Genomic DNA, 19498 nt, shown 5'->3' with positions numbered 1-19498 from the left:
GTAAGTTAGACGTTCTATGAATACGAATAGAAAACTTAGAATAATTCAAGGATTTGTTAATTTTTCCTAATAGTTTTAAATACCTATAAAAACAATTATTTATACTTGAATTATACCGCGTAAATTATAGATTATAAGTGGATTTTGAGCAGAATGAATTATTAGGCAGCATTTTCAGTAATTGCAATACACGAACCAGAAGAAACCACGGGAGTAAAATATATGCCAGAAGTCATGGAACAGTCATTCGGATCCGATCCGGTAAAAGTCAGAGAAACCGATCATTATCAGGAAGAGTATATCCAGGATTTCGTGGAAAAATGGGATGATCTAATCAATTGGGATAACCGGGCACAGAGTGAGGGCGATTTTTTCATCGAGACATTAAAAGAGCGTGGCGCTCAAAAAGTCCTGGACGTTGCCACCGGGACGGGTTTTCATTCCATCCAGCTTTTGGAGGAGGGCTTTGATGTTGTGAGTGCGGACGGAAATCCGGAGATGCTTTCCAAGGCGTTTGAGAATGCGCGCCCCCGGGGCCATATTTTGCGGACAGTCCAGGCCGACTGGCGCTGGCTGAGCCGGGATATCCATGAGGAGTTCGATGCGATAATCTGTTTGGGCAATTCGTTTACCCACCTGTTTTCGGAAAAGGATCGCCGAAAGGCACTGGCGGAATTTTATGCGGCACTAAAACATGACGGCGTGTTAATCCTGGATCAGCGTAATTACGACGCGATTATGGATCACGGATATTCCAGTAAACACATTTATTACTATTGTGGAGAACAAGTATCGGTGGAGCCGGAACATGTTGACGACGGATTAGCCCGGTTTAAGTATCAGTTCCCGGATAATTCCAAATACTATTTAAATATGTATCCACTTCGAAAAAAATATATGCGCACCTTAATGTCTCAGGTTGGTTTTCAGGATATCGAAACCTACGGGGACTTCCAGGAGACGTATCGCGAGGAGGAACCGGATTTCTTTATTCATGTGGCAGAAAAAGAGTATGAGAAGGAGGAAGAGTAGATATGACAGAGGTAGAGACATATTCAGAAACGGTTGAAACGGCCAGAGATTACTACAACAGTGATGACGCGGATAATTTCTATTACACAATCTGGGGCGGGGAAGATATCCATATCGGCCTGTACAAATCGGAGGATGAATCCATCTCGGATGCCAGTCAGCGGACCGTAAAAAGGATGGCCGCCATGGCGGGAAAACTGGATGAAGATACCCGCGTACTGGATTTGGGCGCCGGATACGGCGGAGCGGCACGATATCTGGCTGATACTTTTGGCTGCGATGTGGTGGCGCTTAATCTGAGTGAGGTCGAAAATGAGCGGAACCGTGATAAAAACGTAATGGCCGGACTCGCTGACCAGATCAAAGTTGTCGACGGGAATTTTGAGGATGTACCGGAGCCGGATAATTCCTTTGATCTGGTATGGTCCCAGGATTCGTTCCTCCACAGTGGAAATCGTGATCAAGTCCTGGCAGAAGCGGCCCGTGTACTGAAGCCAGGTGGCGATCTGATTTTCACTGATCCAATGCAGGCGGATGACTGTCCCGACGGCGTGTTGGAGCCGATTCTGGAACGCATTCATCTTGAGAGCCTGGGATCTCCCCGGTTCTATCGGGAGCAGGCGGAGAAGTTAGGAATGGAAGAGCAGGCATTTGATGAACAGACGGAAAACCTGATCAACCATTATACCCGGGTGCTGGAAGAGACGGAATCGCATGAGAAGGAACTCCGGGAGTCGGTCAGTCAGGATTATATCGACCATATGAAGGCCGGGCTGCAACATTGGATTGACGGCGGAAAGAAGGGATATTTGTCCTGGGGAATATTCCATTTCACCAAATGAACTTTCCCGAAAGGATTCAGGGTGAAAAGGGCCGGGGGATTCGAGCAATCCCCCGGCCTATTTTTTTTCATGCCGGAAATGTTCCGGATGCTTCTGGGGGTAAAATATCTATTCTCAATTCACACTTACCTGACCTCTGTGGGAAAAGCCTTCTTCATTATTTTTCGTAAAACTAAGGAAGTAATGCAATTTTTCAGGTTATGTTCCTTTGTAAAATTAAAGTCCTTTTAAAAAATCCTGTTGTTCCACTTGAATTACTATGATAAATGATGGATAATGTTAACTTATATAGAGTTTTTTGTTCTGGTAATAAAATAATTACATTAAAAATACTGTAGAGAAATTGTAATAAATTCAAAACGGGAATAAACCCTAAAAATATTCTGATTATCGCTTTGTGATTTATGTCAAAATTTATATCTTTAAAAGTAGCAGGATAATGAAGCACAAAGGGTTAGTTCAATTGCAATTAAGGGAGGAGCAATGGAGCACAAGAGTAAGTTTTTTGGACGTATCCTGGCAATTATTTTTATTGTTGGTGGAATGGTGGGATTAAACGTCTCCCAGTTGAATGCACAGGAATTTGACATTGGCGGAGCGCTCAGGTACAATTTTTTCACTAAGAGTTGGGTGCAGAGCAATGAAGACAAGTTAGGGGATTTTGCTTTTGACACCTTCCGCCTGAATGTCCATGCCGAAAGCAAAGGGATTTATGTGGACGCGGAGTATCGGTTCTACACCGATGCCTTCGGTGGTGATTATCTGCATCACGGGTACATTGGTTACGATTTTTCCGAAACCAGTAAATTGCATCTCGGTGTGAGCCAGGTGCCGTTCGGGCTGCAGCCGTACGCGTCACATAATTGGTTCTTCGTGCTGCCGTATTACGCAGGCTTTGAAGATGATTACGACGCGGGGATCAAATATCTGCACACCATGGGCGACCTGGACCTGGCGTTTGCGTTTTATAAAAACGCCGAAGTACCCGGCGCCGGAAATAGCCGGTATTCGGTGGACATCGTCCCGGCGAATCCCGGGTATACCGCAGGCAATAACAATGAAGAGATCAACCAGTTGAATGCCCGTGCAGCCTATAACATTGACGACAATATGGAGGTCGGACTTTCGGTGGAATACGGTGGGCTGTACAATGCGGGTGTTGCCGCGGCCCCCAATGATAACGACGGCAAAGGAAACCGTTTCGCATTTGCCGGACACTTTAACGGCAATTTCGGGCCGGCTAACGTGAAGGCTGAATATATTAACTATCAGTTTTCACCCGAGAATGGTGGGGCGTCTACTGATATGGTGACCATGGGCTCCTACGGTGCGGCATATAATGTGGCCAGCGAAGGGAGCTTTCTCGTTGGCGGCGTAAGTTATGACCTGCCGTTTACGTTGGGTCCGCTTGGATTTACAGCATACAACGATTATTCAATGATGACGAAGAGCAATTCTAACTTCGAAACCACCCAGGCAAATACAGTCGGTTTCATCGTGAAAGCCGGAGGAATCTGGTCGTATGTTGATCTCATCGTTGGTAAAAATCATCCATGGGTTGGCCCCAACTGGACCAACGGGCTGGCCGCTGGTGATCCCAACGCGGACTGGGAATATCGCTTTAACATCAATATGGCCTATTACTTCTAAACACCAGAATTCCAATGAAGGGAAGAGCATAGGATAATCTATGTCGAAGATACGAGTTGAAAACCTGTACAAGGTCTTCGGGCCGAAGCCAAAAAAGGCCATCAGTATGGTCGAGTCGGGGAAGTCGAAGGAAGAAATCCTCGACGAAATTAGCTGTACGGTTGCTGTGAATAATGCGAGCCTGGAGATCGAACTCGGTGAAATCTTTGTAGTCATGGGTTTGTCAGGCAGCGGGAAGTCTACGCTTCTCCGCTGCCTGAATAGGCTGATTGAACCGACAGATGGGGAGATTTTCCTGGATGACGGGGAAATCGAAGTGCTGGCTGCCGGAGAAGAAGAGCTCCGAAAGATTCGGAGGTCTAAAATGGCTATGGTCTTTCAACATTTTGGCCTGCTCCCACACCGGACTGTTAGCGATAATGTATCGTTCGGATTGGAGATCCAGGGTGTCGATGCCAAGGCCCGGAAAGAAAAGGCCTACGAGACAATCAAAACCGTTGGACTCAGCGGATATGAAGAGAAAATGACGGGCGAACTGAGCGGCGGGATGCAACAGCGGGTCGGACTGGCCAGAGCGCTAGCGACGGATCCGGAAATCCTGCTGATGGATGAGGCCTTCAGCGCGCTTGATCCGCTCATTCGGACGAACATGCAGGATGAGCTGCTGGAGCTCCAATCCAAGGTGCAGAAAACGATCGTCTTTATTACACACGATCTGGATGAGGCGCTCAAACTGGGTGACCGGATTGCCATTATGAATCAAAACGGACAGATTGAGCAGGTCGGGACCACCGAGGAAATCCTGTCTAATCCTGCCAGCGATTACGTTGAAGCGTTCGTTGAAAACGTTGACCGGAGCAAGGTTATCACCGCCACGAGTATCATGTTCGACCACCCGGAACGCGTGGTTGAGCCCAAGGAAGGCCCCGGCGTTGCTGTTCGCAGAATGCGGAAATGGGGTATTTCTCATCTGGCGGTGACCGACTCGGATAATACGTTCGAAGGGTTCGTTGCTATTGATGATGCGGTGAAGCTCCAGAAGGAAAAAAAGAACACGCTGGAAAGTGTGATTCAGCATAGCGACAGAGGGATCGCACCGGACACCCCGGTTGCAGACCTGCTTCCAATGGTCTGGGATAACAACATTCCTGTCGTGGTTGTGGATGAGAATGGCGCCATGAAGGGGATTGTTTATCGGCCGTCCGTGATAGCTGAGATTACCGGGGAAACGCTGGAATCGGAGGAAAAACTGGACGAACCGGAAGAGCCGGAGATGGAGGTGAGTAATGATTGATTTACACATTGGCGAGGGTATTGAAGTCGTCATTAACTGGCTCACGAATAACCTGAGTGTCCTTTTCGATATTATCCGCACAGTCTTAACTGGTGTCGTCGATGTATTCGAAGCCATACTGTTATTCCCGCCGAGTTATGTAGCCATCGTCCTGTTTGCCGCACTCGCCTGGTGGATTGCGGGCCGCGGTGTGGGGATCTTTTCCCTCATTGGATTGTGGCTGATTGCCAGTATGGGGTTTTGGGAGCAAACAATGGTTACCCTGGCATTAGTAGTGACCTCAGCACTGGTCGCTCTGGTGATCGGAATACCGGTAGGGATCTGGGCCTCCCGCAGCAATTCCGTCGCGAGTGTGGTTCGGCCCGTCCTGGATTTTATGCAGACCATGCCTGCATTTGTTTACCTGATACCTGCGGTGTTGTTTTTCCAGCTTGGGAAGGTGCCCGGTGCAGTGGCAACGGTGATATTTTCAATGCCGCCTGCCGTCCGGCTGACCAACCTTGGTATCCGGCAGGTACATGAAGAAGTGGTAGAAGCGGCGCGATCATTTGGTTCGACAGATCGACAACTGCTCTTTAAAGTTCAAATTCCTCTGGCCATGCCCACGATTCTGGCCGGCGTGAACCAGACGATTATGCTGGCCCTGTCTATGGTAGTTATTGCTGCCATGATTGGCGCCGGTGGACTGGGTGGCGAAATCCTGAAAGGTATCACTCAGCTGAAGATCGGACTCGGGTTTGAAAGTGGCATCGCCGTCGTGATCCTGGCAATCTTTCTGGATCGGATCACACAGGCGCTTGGTGCAGGAAACGAATAATCATTCGAGCAACAACATAAGGAGGGTACTATGAGAATATTTCGAAATCGGATGTTCACATTCCTACTGGCAATAATATTTTTTGCCGGGACATTTGCTTTAACGGGATGTACATCCAAAGATGCATCACAGAAATCAGCGGATCTCGTGTATGTTAATTGGGCTGAAGGTGTAGCCTATACACATCTGGCCAAGGTGGTTCTTGAGGACAAGATGGACTACGACGTGACCATCACCTCTGCAGATGTTGGCCCGGCTTATACTTCAGTGGCCAATGGAGATAAGGACGCGTTCATGGAAACCTGGCTGCCGGTACTCCATAAGGATTATGTGGAAAAATTCGGCGACCAGATCACCGACCTGGGATATGTCTATGAAGGTACACAGAGCGGATTGGTCGTACCGACGTATGTTACCATCGATTCCATTTCACAAATGAATGGTGTCGTCGATAAGTTCGACGGCAAAATTACCGGTATCGATGCCGGTGCCGGAATTATGCAGACCACGGAACAGCTGATTGATGCATACAATCTGGATTACGAACTGATTTCCTCCAGTGGCCCGGCAATGACCTCAGCGCTGAAGGGCGCCGTTGATAATGAAGAATGGATTGTCGTGACCGGTTGGAAGCCGCACTGGATGTTCGGTCGCTGGGATCTGAAATTCCTGAAACAGGATCCGGATAACATGATGTGGAAGCCCGGAAACATCCATATTATGGGACGGCTGAATATCGAAGAAGACAAACCGGAATTAGCCCAGTTCCTGAAGAACTTCCACTTTACCGACGCTCAGTTGGCGGACCTGATGGTGAAGGTTGAACAATCCGACCAGGACGTCGAAGTTGTAGCCCGAAACTGGATGAACAACAACATGGATCTGGTGAATTCCTGGATACCCAGTGAATAAATGTAAGATCCGCGGATAATCTCTGATTAAAAAAAGCACCGGTGCGAGCCGGTGCTTTTTTTATCTTCCCTCTGCATCACGATACTACTACTCAAAAGTACAACGACCAAAAAGCCCCTTTCTCAGCGATTAAAAAGTATTTTGATCTGGATCACATTTTTGGGTTTCCTGTCTTAAAATAACTCTTCCGAAAGCAGTCTATCTTCACTAAAATCGAAAGATATGAACCGCCACTGGTTGAAATCGTACATATGGGGCGTTGCCCTGCTGATTTTCCCCCTTTTCCTTCATGCACAGACTGTGGATAAGGCAACAGGTGGGGAGGCGATCTCTGCGGATAATGCCAACGGAACGTTCACGACGTTATCCGGTCCGGTTATCACCGAAACTACCGCGGGACAGCTGCCCCTCGGTACCATAGAATTCGTGCTGCCGAACGGGTTCGAATGGGATACCGGCGGGACCGATCCCTCCGTCACGGTGACCCTTGCACCCGGACAAAACGCGACGACCCAATTACAAATTTCCTTTGTGAGTAGGACGACCACCAAAATTACATTTGAAGTCACGAATACGAGTAATGATAGACCAACAAAACCCGGCCAGGCAACTTTCTCCGGCTTCCGGGTTCGCCCCACCCGGGGAACGCTTCCCAATAGCGGTTATATTAAGAATGCCGGCTTTTCCGGACCTGGCGGAACCACGAATTATGGCGATCTGGGGATGGTAGCAGGCGATCCCACACAAGTGCGGGTTGAAACCAGCGCTGATGGGAGTGGGGATGTGGTCCCCGCTCAAAATCTGTCTGCCGGGAACTCGATTACTGTCTATTCTGTTTCCAGAGATCAGTACGGGAATTTTTTACAAAATATCGCTGCTGAAAGTTGGTCGCTTGTGAATATTACCGGTGGGGTTGTTTCCGGTGATCTGGTACCCGCCGGGGACAATAAAAGTGCTGTGCTCACCGGGAATATCGTTGGAACCGCAGAAATACAGGCAGGTGTTACCGATTTGACGCCTGTCAACTCCGGCACCATCAGTGTGGTGCCCGGTCCGGCAACTACACTGGCCCTGACCACCCAGCCAAGTACTTCGGCAGTTGCCGGAACTGTCTTTACCCAGCAACCGGTGCTTACGATCCGGGATGACTACGGGAATACGGTGACCGGAGATAACTCAAGTCAGGTCACGGCGTCAATTAACACCGGAAATGCAGCCTTGCAGGGTACCACAGTAAAGCAAGCTGCTTCAGGCGTGGTAACATATACGGATTTACACTATACGAAAGCTGAACAGATAGATCTCCAGTTCTCGACATCGGGGCTTCAGTCGGTCGTCTCAAATACTATTACTGTTTCTCCCGCGGATGCAGATAGCTTAGTTTTTGCCGTACAGCCGAGCAACGGGGCCAGAAATGCTGTGATTTCTCCGGTGATAGAAGTACAGATAGTCGATTTTTATGGTAATCCCGTGAGCCAAACCGGAAATCCGATTAGTCTAAACCTGACTACGGGTGGTGGGTCGATCAGTAATGCTGAGGGTATAAATACGAACAGTAGCGGGATTGCAATATTTTCCAATGTTACCTTCAACCAGACAGGGACAAAGCGGGTTACGGCGGTTGATGATAATAGTGTACTGAAATCATCGGTTGAGAGCGATCCGTTTGTGATATCCGCTGCTGGGAAGCTGTCGAAGTTTAGCATAGAAATTGCTTCAGGTGATACGATTCCCGGGCAGGTAGCCGGGCAATCCTTTTTCCTTAAAATTACCGCACTAGATGGCGAGGGAAATGTTTTAGATGGTGGACCAAACCGCGACAGTTACGATACCTGGGTGAGTATCTCATCGAATGGGAACTTAATAACCGGTACCGGCAGCACCGCGAATTTTTCTGCCGGAGTGTTATCGTCACATGAAGTCGCTCTCGACACGACAGGTGAATTTACGATTACTGCAACGGACACCGGCGGAACCATAAGCAGCAGTAGCAATACGTTTACCGTTGAAGCGGCAGCCTACGATACTACTACGTCCACGATAGCGGCGGATTCGTCGACTCTGATAGCCAACGGTACGAATACTTCACTCATTACAATTACTCTGAAAGACGAATTCGAGAATGTGTTGGGGCGCGGAGGAGTGACGGTAAGCATTAGTTCTCCCGGCGCCAGTTTGCTGGGCTCGGTGACGGATCATGGTGACGGAACCTATACTCAATCGGTACAATCGCCGACGTCGGTGGGAAGTACCGAGATTAGCGCTACGGTAAACGGCGATTCAATAATCACCGGAAATCCCATGATATATTTCGTACCGGGTCCCCTGGACTATTTTCAGGTCGATAGCGCCGGCGGCGGGACTATCGGAACGTTGACGGCAGGTGCTCCGTTCGATATCCAGGTGACCGCACTGGATTCCAACGATAATGTCGATACCAGTTTCACCGGGACGGTAGACCTTACATCCTCCGGGACTATCAGCTCCGGTGGAGGAACGACGCCGGGGTTTGCTTCAGGTATGCTCTCAGGGCATTCGTTGACTATAACCAGTGCAGGGGATTACCGGGTGACCGCCACCAATTCAATTGGTTTGCAGACCGGGGAGAGTAATCTGTTTACTGTCCTGCCCGATACGGCGAGTACTGAAAATTCAACTATCTCGCCAAGCAGGCGGTTCATCGAAAATGACGGGACAGACACGACACTGGTTACCGTCCAGCTTATTGACATCTACGGAAATAATTTGATCACGGGCGGCAATAGTAGTGTCTCACTCAGTACATCGGCCGGGAGTCTGAGCGGAGTGACAGATCAGGGTGACGGAACCTATACCGCTATTTTGACGGCCTCGACGAATATAGAAACCGCAACAATCACCGGAACTATCGGTGGATATGCCATTGCCGATCAGGCGGTGGTGGAAATTACCGAATATAATGAATGGCAAAGTACCGGAGGTGGTGGTTCAAAGATTTATAACTGGGAAGACGCAGGTAACTGGAGCCTGGGCATGGTGCCGAGCACGGGCCAGGCAATTATTATCCCGTCGAATCCGGTCAATGGAAACAATTTTCCGGTGGTTGATACGAGTGACCCCATTCTGGATTTTCTGCACGTGGAATCCGGGGCAAATGTCAGCTTGGAGCCGGGCCGGTCACTGACAGTGCAGAAAGATGTCTCCGGAGACGGAGTACTGATTGTGGACAACGGCACCCTCACCCTCGGAGGTGATGTTTCGATCGCCAACCTGAATGCCGGTAATTCAACGGTGACACTGAATGGCAGCTCCTCACAACAGATCACCGGACTGCTGACAACGGATTCGTTGATTGTTCAAACAACCGGCGGGGTAACGGCGACCGATTACCTGGATGCGTTTTCTCTGCTGTCCCTCCCAGGCAGTTCATTGACCATGGAATCCGGTTCTGAGTTAGTCCTGTTCAATGATATCGCTGGCAGCGGGACTTTGGCCGGGAATAACAGTACCATCACATTCGGCGGCGATATTGCCAGCACGTTGTCAATAAGTATTAGTACATCATCGGTGCTGTTCAACGGAACGATGAAGCAATCTTTTAGTAATATCTCCCAGATGAAGAATTTGGAAATAGATAATTCGGCGGGTGTTGCGGTGGATACAAATGTAACGGTCACCCAAACCCTGACGCTTAACAGCGGAGTGCTGGACATGCTTCCCAACCGGGAACTCGTTGCGAATACGAAAACCGTGGGAGCCGGCTCACTCCGGTTTCGCCGGGAAATCACCGGAGCAGAAGGATGGCGGATGCTGTCGTCCCCGATTCAGACGACATATTCGGATTTCCTCGGTAATATCTTTACCCAGGGATATGCCGGATCGGATTCGGCGAACGGTTCCCCATCCGTGCTGTACTATGACGAGACCTATCCCGGCACTGAAAATCAGCGATGGCGCAAACCCGAAGCTGATACGGACGCCCTGCTGTCTGGTACCGGATATTTTGTATATTTCTTTGGGAATGTCGATACCATTTCCGCCTATTCGGATCCGCTGCCGGATACCATTGATGTGAGTGGACTGGAGCACGAAGGCAGTAGCGGTGAATTCGATTTTGGCGTCACATACACCACCGCTGCTAATACCGATAGCATTTATACTACGGTCACCGATACCGGCTGGAATCTCATTGGAAATCCGTTCGGCGCATCTATTGACTGGGATGATGCCGCGACCTGGACAAAAACAAACATCGACAGTACTATTTACGTTTGGGATCCCAATATCGACAGCGCCCAGTACCGGGTCTGGAACGGCAGTATCGGCAATCTCGGTGACAGTCTGCTGGGTGACGGCGTTATAGCGCCTTTCCAGGGATTCTGGGTGAAAGCGAATGCGTCCGATCCGGTACTCAAGGTTAAAAAATCGGCCAAAACCACAGGCGGGACTTTCTACAAACCGGCAAGCCCCCCACCGCACATAAAATTCAATCTGGCAGCCGACGACCTGAGTGCCTCCGCATTTTTCATGTTTTCCAATGATGGTAAGATAGCCAAAGATCCCAGAGATGGATATCGCCTGGAACCGTTGACTGACACTTATATATCATTGTACTCCGAGAGTCCGAATGAAATACCGCTCCAAATAAATAATTTGCCGTTGGATCTGACGAAGCGACAGCGCATTCCGATCCGGGTGGGAGGATTCCGGAACGGAGCCTCGATAGATACAGCATATACCCTCCGATGGCCCAGCATCCGGAGTATTCCGAAAGCGTGGAAATTGACACTGTACGATCGGCGAAAGAAGGTTTCCATAGATATGTCCGAACAGGCATCATATACCTTTGAGCATGAAAACGGGCTTTCAAAACCGTCGACCGTGCGTATGAAAAACCGGATTGTTGCCAAGCCGACGCTTCCGTCTCTAAAGAAAACCGCAGCCGCACAGAGCCGGTTTGAGCTACAGATCGATCCGTATGGAAATGATCCCACTGTCCCTGAGACATATATTCTGTATCCCAACTATCCGAATCCGTTCAACGCATCGACCACATTGCGGTTTGGGTTACCGGAATCTGCAGAGACGTGGGTGGCGATATATGACCTCACCGGTAGACTGGTCAATACACTGGCGAACCGGGAATTTGAGGCCGGCTATCACGAAATAAACTGGGAGGCTGACACAAACGCCAGCGGTCTGTATTTTTGTGTCGTCCGGGCCGGGAACAGATCGATGAAGCAGAAGTTGATGCTAATAAAATGATACTGGAAACTTGAAACTGAAAACTCGGGAATTATTTTGCCCGGTGAGATGGTAAATTGGCTAAAGATATTTTGATGAAGCCTATACAATTGTTGTTAATTCTATTTTTATTTCCGCTGGTTATAGTGGCGCAGGAGGGGAACGAGCCAGGCAGTGCGTCGGTGTCTGTGAATGTGAGTGCAAATGTTGTCGCAACCATTGACATGGTGACGCTCTCGGACTTTAATATCGGATCGGTACAGCCGAGCCAGGGGGAAATTATCATTGACCCCGGACAGGATGGCGGCGCGGCACTGCTCATGTTTAGCGGCAGCCCAAACCGGGAGATCCGGGTGACCTATACGCCCCAGGTCCAGCTGACCAAGCCGGATGCGCCCTCGTTGACAGCATACTATAGTCTGAATGGCTATCCGGAGAATGAGCAGGGTTCCTCGGTCCCGCTGGAGGAGAACCCCACAACAGTTACACTGAGTAACGATGGGGAATATTACGTCTGGATCGGCTGCCGGATTAATATCGAACAGGCCACCTCCGGAGCATATGACGGCGACTGCGCCATTGAGGTGGAGTATAATTAGAGTATTGCGTACTGTGTAATATGTAAAAAATAGAATGCATTTGTTTAATATACGCAATACTCGATACGTAATAATTGAAAGATGAAAAAATAGATATGCCCAAAATTTTACGCATAATATTGATTATTCTCATTCCCACCCTGGCCTACCCCCAGACCATTCAATTCAGTATTTATGTGGAGGATGAAGCTACGGCGTCACAGGTGCGAGATATGGATTTTGGGCAGATTGTGGCGGGACAGGGTCCCATTGACATCAATCCCGGCGATGGGAATGTAGGTGTATTCAAGATTTCTGGAAAACCTGATCAGGATGTTATAGTGACGATGGACTTTCCAGATTCACTGACCCACGAGAGCAATTCTGGTAAATCCATCCCACTTAATTTAGGCTGGGCCTATCAAAACAACGGCGCCAGTGGGCCAGACTATAGTTTTAGTTCGGCGACAATAGTTCCCGGTGATATAGCCAGGTTTCGTATGAAAAAACAATCCGGTGGTCCGCCAGGTCCACCACCAAATCCGAGATCTTCCTCTCAATCAGATGTTGATGCTTTCGTGTTTGTTTACGGAACAATGTATGTGGGAGACGTGAATCCTGGATGGTATACCGGAACAGTGACTCTGACGGTGGAGTATGATTGACTTGGAGACCATGGGAGTGCGGGGGAGGCGTTTCATGGAACGTCTCTACTTGGTACTCCGATAGTCAAACTATGGAAGATTTAAACTGACAGCCGGAGCCATTCTTCCTCCCGCGCTATTTGAATCGCCTTGGGTAGAGACACGCTCCCGACTACTCGGGACAGGCATGATGTGTTTCAACATAAAGGGTTTTCATATTTTAGTTAGTATGCATTATCCAGGTTTTATGAATAATTCAGGATAAAATTGATAAGTCATTCCGACCGACCCCGGTTCATAGGGGGAGCGGAGGAATCTGGTAAAGAAGCCCCCCCACTGGTAATAGAATGAAATCCCTTGGGATGACCGGAGTTCCTACCGCCGCCGACCGATCTAAGCGTCGGTGGCGGTGAATTACCTGACTATTTTACGTCAACTGTCGGCGATCCCGCCACGGCGGGAGTCACCGACAGAAATTTCCATGAAGAATGCCACTGAACAGCTGTACAAATCTGAAACACCTGTTCCAAACCTGAACACCTGCTACCAGAATCCTGTGTGATTTCAGTCACACGCCCAATAACTAAAAATTTCCCGAAGAATTTTACTTGACATAACAACTCCTGTCACGTAAATATACATCGTGGTTGAAAGATTCCATATCCGGTTGATATAAGCCAATTAGGAAATAAAGGAGAAGGAAATGAAAAAATTAGGATTATTAGCGATTGCGTTTTTTCTAGTATTGAGTTTTGGTAGTGTGACTTTTGGTCAAACTGCAGATTTAGAAGTAGGGGCAGATGTACTCACTGGTTTATCATTTGGGACGGTAACGGATGTAAGCTTTGGGTATGTACAAGGTGGGACTGATGCCACGATAGATCCAACCTCCTCACCTACTCACACGAACGCAGGATTGGCAGGCTCTTCTGTGTCTGTCGGTAATTTCACAATTTCCGGTACGGATGGTGCCGATGTTAATTTTAGTTGGTCGCCTAGTAATGCAACTCTTGCACATGCTACTCTTTCGGATTTATCATTTACTCCAACAGTCGTTAATGTAGACGATAATACAATTTCGAGTGGTAGCACCATTCAACTAGGATTTAGTACCAATGCGGCAGGAGATTTTGAAGTAAACGTAGGTAGAACTATTAATACGAGCAGTTTATCAGCAGGACAAACGGGGAATTGGAGCACTACAAACACTGGCGGTACCCCAATTACGTTCACCATATCTTATAACTGATTTTCCTTATCGCCAATATCACAAAAAAAGACTCCCGCAATTCTATTTATGGTTAGATTATTGTGGGAGTCTTTTTTAATTGAGAATGTTATTGCAATAAATTATTCTGTCCCTAAATTTCAGTGATTTTCATTTCCTGCTCATTTTGAAGCATCGTCACCAAACCATCAGGGGAATATTATGAAATCCGCGAAGCGACTATTGCTTATTATGGCGTTTACATTCTTGTATTCACCACTAAGTGCTCAGGTCTCAATTTCTCCCACGTCCTTGTTCATAGACTCCCAACAGAAATTTGCCACCTTATTGGTAATGAATGGTACCAATTCCAAGCAGGAAGTCTCTCTGGAATTCCCATTTGCTTATACGGATGCCGACTCCGCCGGTAATATTGAGATGATCTATGACGATTCCGGTGAGTTCGGGCAGTATTCCATTGCCGGAAGCGTCAAAGGATTTCCGCGTAATTTTATCCTAGAGCCTGGGCAACGACAAACGATACGGCTCACCGTCAGGCCAAATAAAAGTCTGAATGATGGCGTCTACTGGACTCGCATTAAAACCATTTCCAATCCGGAGAGCCCACCAGTGGGCCAGGCCGAAGAAGGTCAGATTAATCCTCAAATTACGTTTCAATTCGAACAGGTAACCACCCTGTTTTATAAAGTTGGCAAAACTTCTACGGGTCTCGATATTACTGATGCAAAAATTAATATTGATGAGGGGCAGGGGGCTGCCATTGCCGACGTCGACCTCCAGGGCAATTCGCCCTACCTGGGTTCGATGAACCTGGAGGTGAAAGACGGCGCGCGGGAATCTGTGTTAAGCCAGCGGGTATTTGTTTCAATTTATGTGGATGATGCCCGGCGGCTAGAATTCGATGCGTCAGAGCTGGAGCCAGGCGATTATACAGCGACCATTACCTTTAAAACCGAACGCGCCGATATCCCGCGGGAGGATATAGTACAGGCGCCCCCGGTATCCAAACAGGTGAAATTTACGGTTCAATAAATCAATTTTTCTGTATCGCTGGTACAAAATTCCTGTACACCCTCTTCATTTAGAGTTTACTCAAATCAGTATCCTAAATTACATATTGTATAATCTTTAAGGCGTAATTTTTGCATTCTGATTATACTTGTTTCTTCAAAACGGGAATTTCGGGGATAATTTGTTCTGTTCGGCAAAGGAGAAGACGTATAATACCTACAGGGTTGAGTATATTGCTGAATGATGAACTTGAGAAGATAGTGAATTGAAACACGTGTCGACGTTGAAACACATTACCTGGGTGTTAGCTGTTTTGTTGCTACTGGGGCAGTCTGGCGTGTTTGCCCAGTCCGCCGGTGACGAAGGTTCCGAGGGCGAAGAGGTCTACCTCGCCTTCCGATATAAGGGAGCCGTGAATACAGTAATTACAGCCATTGCCAAAGATGAACAGTTTTATCTCCCGGTTACCGAGATCTTCAGCCTCCTTGAGATTAATTACCAGCTGAACATCCAGCAAATGTCTGTTAGCGGATACTATATTGAGCCTGATCTCAAATATACCATCGGATTCCGGCAAAATTATGCCCAAATCGGTGACCAGCGGATTCAGCTGTCCGCCGATGATATCCTTTTGAGAGAAACAGATTTTTATATGTTACCCAGTATTTTCCAGGAGGTATTCGGACTCAAATTCAGCGTGGATTTTTATCACCTGGAGTTAAACCTGGAGTCAGAGCGTACCGTCCCAGTTGTGGCACAGCAGCAGCGGAGCCGGCGAAGGAGCCAGGCTTCCGGAGGCACCGGGGGTATTCTGCAGGAGGATTATCCGCTTTTATATGATCGGAATCCGCAATTGCTCGATGGCGGTTTTCTGGACTACTCTGCCTTTGCCCGGTTTTCGCAGAACGGAAATCTGATCAATTATACCATGCGTCTGGGAGGCGAGGTGTTAGCGGGCGATCTTCAGGGGTCGGTCATTGGTGCGCACACATCCAATGCCAGTTCATTCGGCACGTCCGGAATGCGGTGGCGGTTTGTCCGCAGAAACCAGCCTGCCTTATCAACGGTCGAGGTTGGTCAGGTGAGCGCCGAAAGCATATTGAATAATGCCATGACGGGTGTAAAGGTTTCAAATGAGCCGATAGAGCCGCGAAGGCTTTACGATAATTACGTAATTGATGGTAATACGATTCCTCAGTCCGAGGTGGAATTATACCGGAATAACCAGCTCATCGGTTTCGAAAAGGCTGATGACCAGGGATACTATCGTTTTACTATTCCCCTGACCTACGGCAGTGCCGATCTCAGCCTCCGTATCTACAATCCCAGTGGCGGTGTAACTGAACTGGATCGCCGAATTCAGGTGCCTTTTACCTATTTGCCGCCCGGTGAATTGTATTACAACATAGCCGGGGGGAAGGAGCAGGCAACTTACCTCCCGTGGGCTGAACGCCGATCCACCTTTCATACGGATGCGGCGTACGGTGTGAATAACCGCCTCACCGGAAAGTTCGGCATCGACTACCAGGAAGGTGAAAATAACGATCAGCCGATATTTTATAGTTCATTGGCGACCCGCCTTGGATTACAGTACCTGGTCAATCTGGATATTGCGCCAGGATACTATTACAGACTACGGTCCAATGCCACCTATCCATCCTCTGCCGGGTGGCGGGTGGATTATACATACTATCCCAATCAAAATATTCTGAATCTCAGCGGCCGCGAACACGAGCTGAATTCCAATTTATATTATCCGTTTGCCATCGGAAACCAGCGATTTTTGACCCAGTTTTCCGGACGGTTCCAGAGTTATCCCGTGGGCAATCAGTTTGGATACCGCTCTCTGTTGAGCACAAACATCAGCCGGTTCAGATTACGTCTGTCATATCAGGATGTCTTTAGTCCAGGTGGGCGTTCTACCGGGAAATTGTCCCTGACCGGCAGCCTGACCATTCCCCGGGCGTTTGATCTTCCACAATTTTTCCGTGGAATGTACCTGCGATCCGAAATTTCCTATCTGACAGGTGCCGGAAAAGCCGAGCAGGTAGATTTTCAGGTACTCAAGAGTATTTCAAGAGAGGGGAGGTTTCGGTTTTCCTTCGGGCGAAATCTTGCCGGGAATTACAATACATTCGAATTGAGCTTTTCTTACGATTTCGACAAAATCCGGAGCACGAGTTCGTTGCGAATCAACCGAAATGAGCCGATCTTCACCCAGAATTTTCGGGGTTCTGTGGGGTACGACAGCGAATACAACACCGTAGTACTGGATAACCGGCAACAGGTGGGCCGTTCCGGTGCATCTATCCGAATGTTCGTGGATGGAAACGATTCCGGAACCTTCGATGCCGGGGAAGAACAGATCCAGTCTAATGCTATTCGCATCCGGAATGCTACCGGGCGGTTCACATTGAGTGACAGTGTCTCACGGCTGACCCAGCTCCAGGCGTATCGTCGGTATAATCTGGAGGTGAACGAGGCCAAGATCCGGAATCCGGTATGGGTGCCGAAGATTAAGGAATTCTCAATCGTCACCGATCCCAACAGTTTTAAACAGATCGACGTGCCATTTTTTATCACTGGAATCATCGACGGAAAAGTTGTTCGCCGGCAGGATGAGCAACTCAGACCGGTCGCAGGACTCCGGATGCATCTGGATAGTCCGGACGGTTCTTTTCACAAGACGTTACGCACCTTTTCCGACGGCAGCTTTTATGCAATGGAAGTCCCGCCTGGAGAGTACCAGGTGGCGGTGGATTCAACCCAGCTCCAGTTCCTCGGAGTGGAGTCGAACCCACAACAGCGAACCTTTCGAGTCGAAGCGCTGCCAGAAGGGGATTTCGTAGAGGGGCTGGATTTTACCCTGACTCCGCGAATCACAGAAGAAGCCCCAGAGGATGAACGATGCCGATATTTTGTGCAGGTGGGATTGTTTTCCTCCTGGGAGCAGGCCATATTGGAGCAGTCGGTCGCCGGGATGCTGTTCGGTTCGGATTTTCGGATTGTCTATAATCAAGAGTATGAGCTTTATGCCGTCCTCTCGGAACTGTTTAGCAATCGGAGCGTGGCTATGGAATTACGCTCCCGGGTCAGGGAACGCCTCTATGACGATGCCTTTGTCGGGGAGGATTGCTCACCCTTCGAGCCGTCGTTATTATATCGGGTCCATCTGGGGTCATTTAACAGCCAAGCGGCTGCGGAGAATTTTGCTGATTCTATTCAGTTTGATATTCCGGACGATATCATCATAAAGCAATACGCCGGAGATTCCCAATACCGGACTATCCTGTCATCGGAGGGAAACTGGCAATCCGTATTCCAGCAGATCGGCTCGTTGAAAAATGTAGTCGACAACGAGAATACATTTGTAATCATCGATTCGCCATTTCATTCGCTGGATTCCGATTATGCGTATCGGGTCCAGGTTGGTGTATACGGACAGAATGCACAGGCTGTGGAGATTAAGGAGCAACTCTCCAATCAAACCCAATACACATTTAACGTTGAGACTATGTCGGAAACTGGATTATACCTCGTCCGAACACAGCAGTTTTCATCATTGGAAGCCGCAATACAGGCCAGGCAGACTCTGAGCACCTATGCGAATATTGAACCGACCATAATTCCCGAGGTCGTCGAGTAACCCGAACGCGTCAGCCACTGAATTAGTTTAGTCTATTCATTATATTTAGTCGTTGGAGATAAAAATATTCAAATATGGGATAAGGTGAAAAATGGCGGAATCAATTGGACGGAGTACAACATTTGTTAAAGGTGATGAGGTAGAATGGGAACCGGCTGACGAAGGAATCGACCGGAAGATCCTGGCTTATGATGCCGAGATCATGATGGTGCTGGCGAGATTTGAGGCAGGGGCGATTGGATCGGTGCATAGCCATCCGCACCGGCAGGTAACCTACGTGGAATCCGGGCGATTTGAAATCACGATCGAAGGTGACACACAGATTCTAAACCGGGGAGACAGTTTTCGGGTCCCGCCAAATGTTGACCATGGAGCGAAATCCCTGGATGCGGGTATTCTGCTCGATGTTTTTAGTCCGGCCAGAGAGAGTTTTGTGTGATCACGGGAAATACCTGAAGCCAGGACGCCCGTTCGATATACACACTATGCCTGCTTAAGATGTCCTGATACGGCAAATGCTCAAGGGACATTATATTTTGGTATTTTGGAATTTTATTTACGGGGTATCATCGATAGAAGGTGTTGTTTATTCAGTGGTTAAACAATGGGAAAACATAATAT

13 protein-coding genes are annotated in these 19498 nt (G+C 48.5%); all 13 read left to right on the top strand.

Annotated features, from left to right (window positions below; translation table 11 throughout):
• The first annotated feature begins 222 nt into the window (after positions 1-222).
• The 13 genes from K9N57_04080 (at position 223) to K9N57_04020 (ending at position 19316) form a co-directional block, all read left to right on the top strand.
• Positions 223-1032, top strand: a complete 810-nt coding sequence (locus K9N57_04080) for a class I SAM-dependent methyltransferase (GenBank protein MCF7803346.1) — start codon at positions 223-225, stop codon at positions 1030-1032.
• Between the two features lie 2 nt (positions 1033-1034).
• Positions 1035-1874, top strand: coding sequence for a methyltransferase domain-containing protein (locus K9N57_04075; GenBank protein MCF7803345.1), 840 nt, complete (start codon positions 1035-1037; stop codon positions 1872-1874).
• Positions 1875-2357: 483 nt separating this feature from the next.
• Positions 2358-3524, top strand: a complete 1167-nt coding sequence (locus tag K9N57_04070; protein ID MCF7803344.1) for a hypothetical protein — start codon at positions 2358-2360, stop codon at positions 3522-3524.
• 40 nt (positions 3525-3564) lie between these two features.
• Positions 3565-4818, top strand: coding sequence for a glycine betaine/L-proline ABC transporter ATP-binding protein (locus K9N57_04065; GenBank protein ID MCF7803343.1), 1254 nt, complete (start codon positions 3565-3567; stop codon positions 4816-4818).
• A complete protein-coding gene (locus K9N57_04060) occupies positions 4811-5635 on the top strand; it encodes a proline/glycine betaine ABC transporter permease (GenBank protein MCF7803342.1) in 825 nt (274 codons plus the stop codon). The genes K9N57_04065 and K9N57_04060 overlap by 8 nt, the downstream gene beginning before the upstream one ends.
• Before the next feature lie 30 nt (positions 5636-5665).
• Entirely contained in the window at positions 5666-6547 is an 882-nt protein-coding gene (locus K9N57_04055) for a glycine betaine ABC transporter substrate-binding protein (GenBank protein ID MCF7803341.1), read from the top strand.
• A 300-nt stretch (positions 6548-6847) separates the two neighbouring features.
• Entirely contained in the window at positions 6848-11791 is a 4944-nt protein-coding gene (locus K9N57_04050) for a T9SS type A sorting domain-containing protein (protein ID MCF7803340.1), read from the top strand.
• A 74-nt stretch (positions 11792-11865) separates the two neighbouring features.
• Entirely contained in the window at positions 11866-12369 is a 504-nt protein-coding gene (locus K9N57_04045) for a hypothetical protein (protein ID MCF7803339.1), read from the top strand.
• Positions 12370-12464: 95 nt separating this feature from the next.
• Positions 12465-13013: a hypothetical protein gene (locus K9N57_04040; protein ID MCF7803338.1), complete on the top strand. Its 549-nt coding sequence runs from the start codon at positions 12465-12467 to the stop codon at positions 13011-13013.
• 682 nt (positions 13014-13695) lie between these two features.
• Entirely contained in the window at positions 13696-14241 is a 546-nt protein-coding gene (locus K9N57_04035) for a hypothetical protein (protein MCF7803337.1), read from the top strand.
• A gap of 180 nt (positions 14242-14421) precedes the next feature.
• Positions 14422-15252, top strand: a complete 831-nt coding sequence (locus tag K9N57_04030; GenBank protein ID MCF7803336.1) for a hypothetical protein — start codon at positions 14422-14424, stop codon at positions 15250-15252.
• Positions 15253-15505: 253 nt separating this feature from the next.
• Positions 15506-18877: an SPOR domain-containing protein gene (locus K9N57_04025; GenBank protein MCF7803335.1), complete on the top strand. Its 3372-nt coding sequence runs from the start codon at positions 15506-15508 to the stop codon at positions 18875-18877.
• Positions 18878-18968: 91 nt separating this feature from the next.
• Positions 18969-19316, top strand: a complete 348-nt coding sequence (locus K9N57_04020) for a cupin domain-containing protein (protein ID MCF7803334.1) — start codon at positions 18969-18971, stop codon at positions 19314-19316.
• Positions 19317-19498 lie beyond the last annotated feature (182 nt).

The sequence above is a fragment of the Candidatus Neomarinimicrobiota bacterium genome, assembly GCA_021734025.1.
GTDB lineage: Bacteria > Fidelibacterota > JAANXI01 > JAANXI01 > JAANXI01 > JAANXI01.
This window is presented reverse-complemented; position numbering and strand designations above follow the sequence as displayed.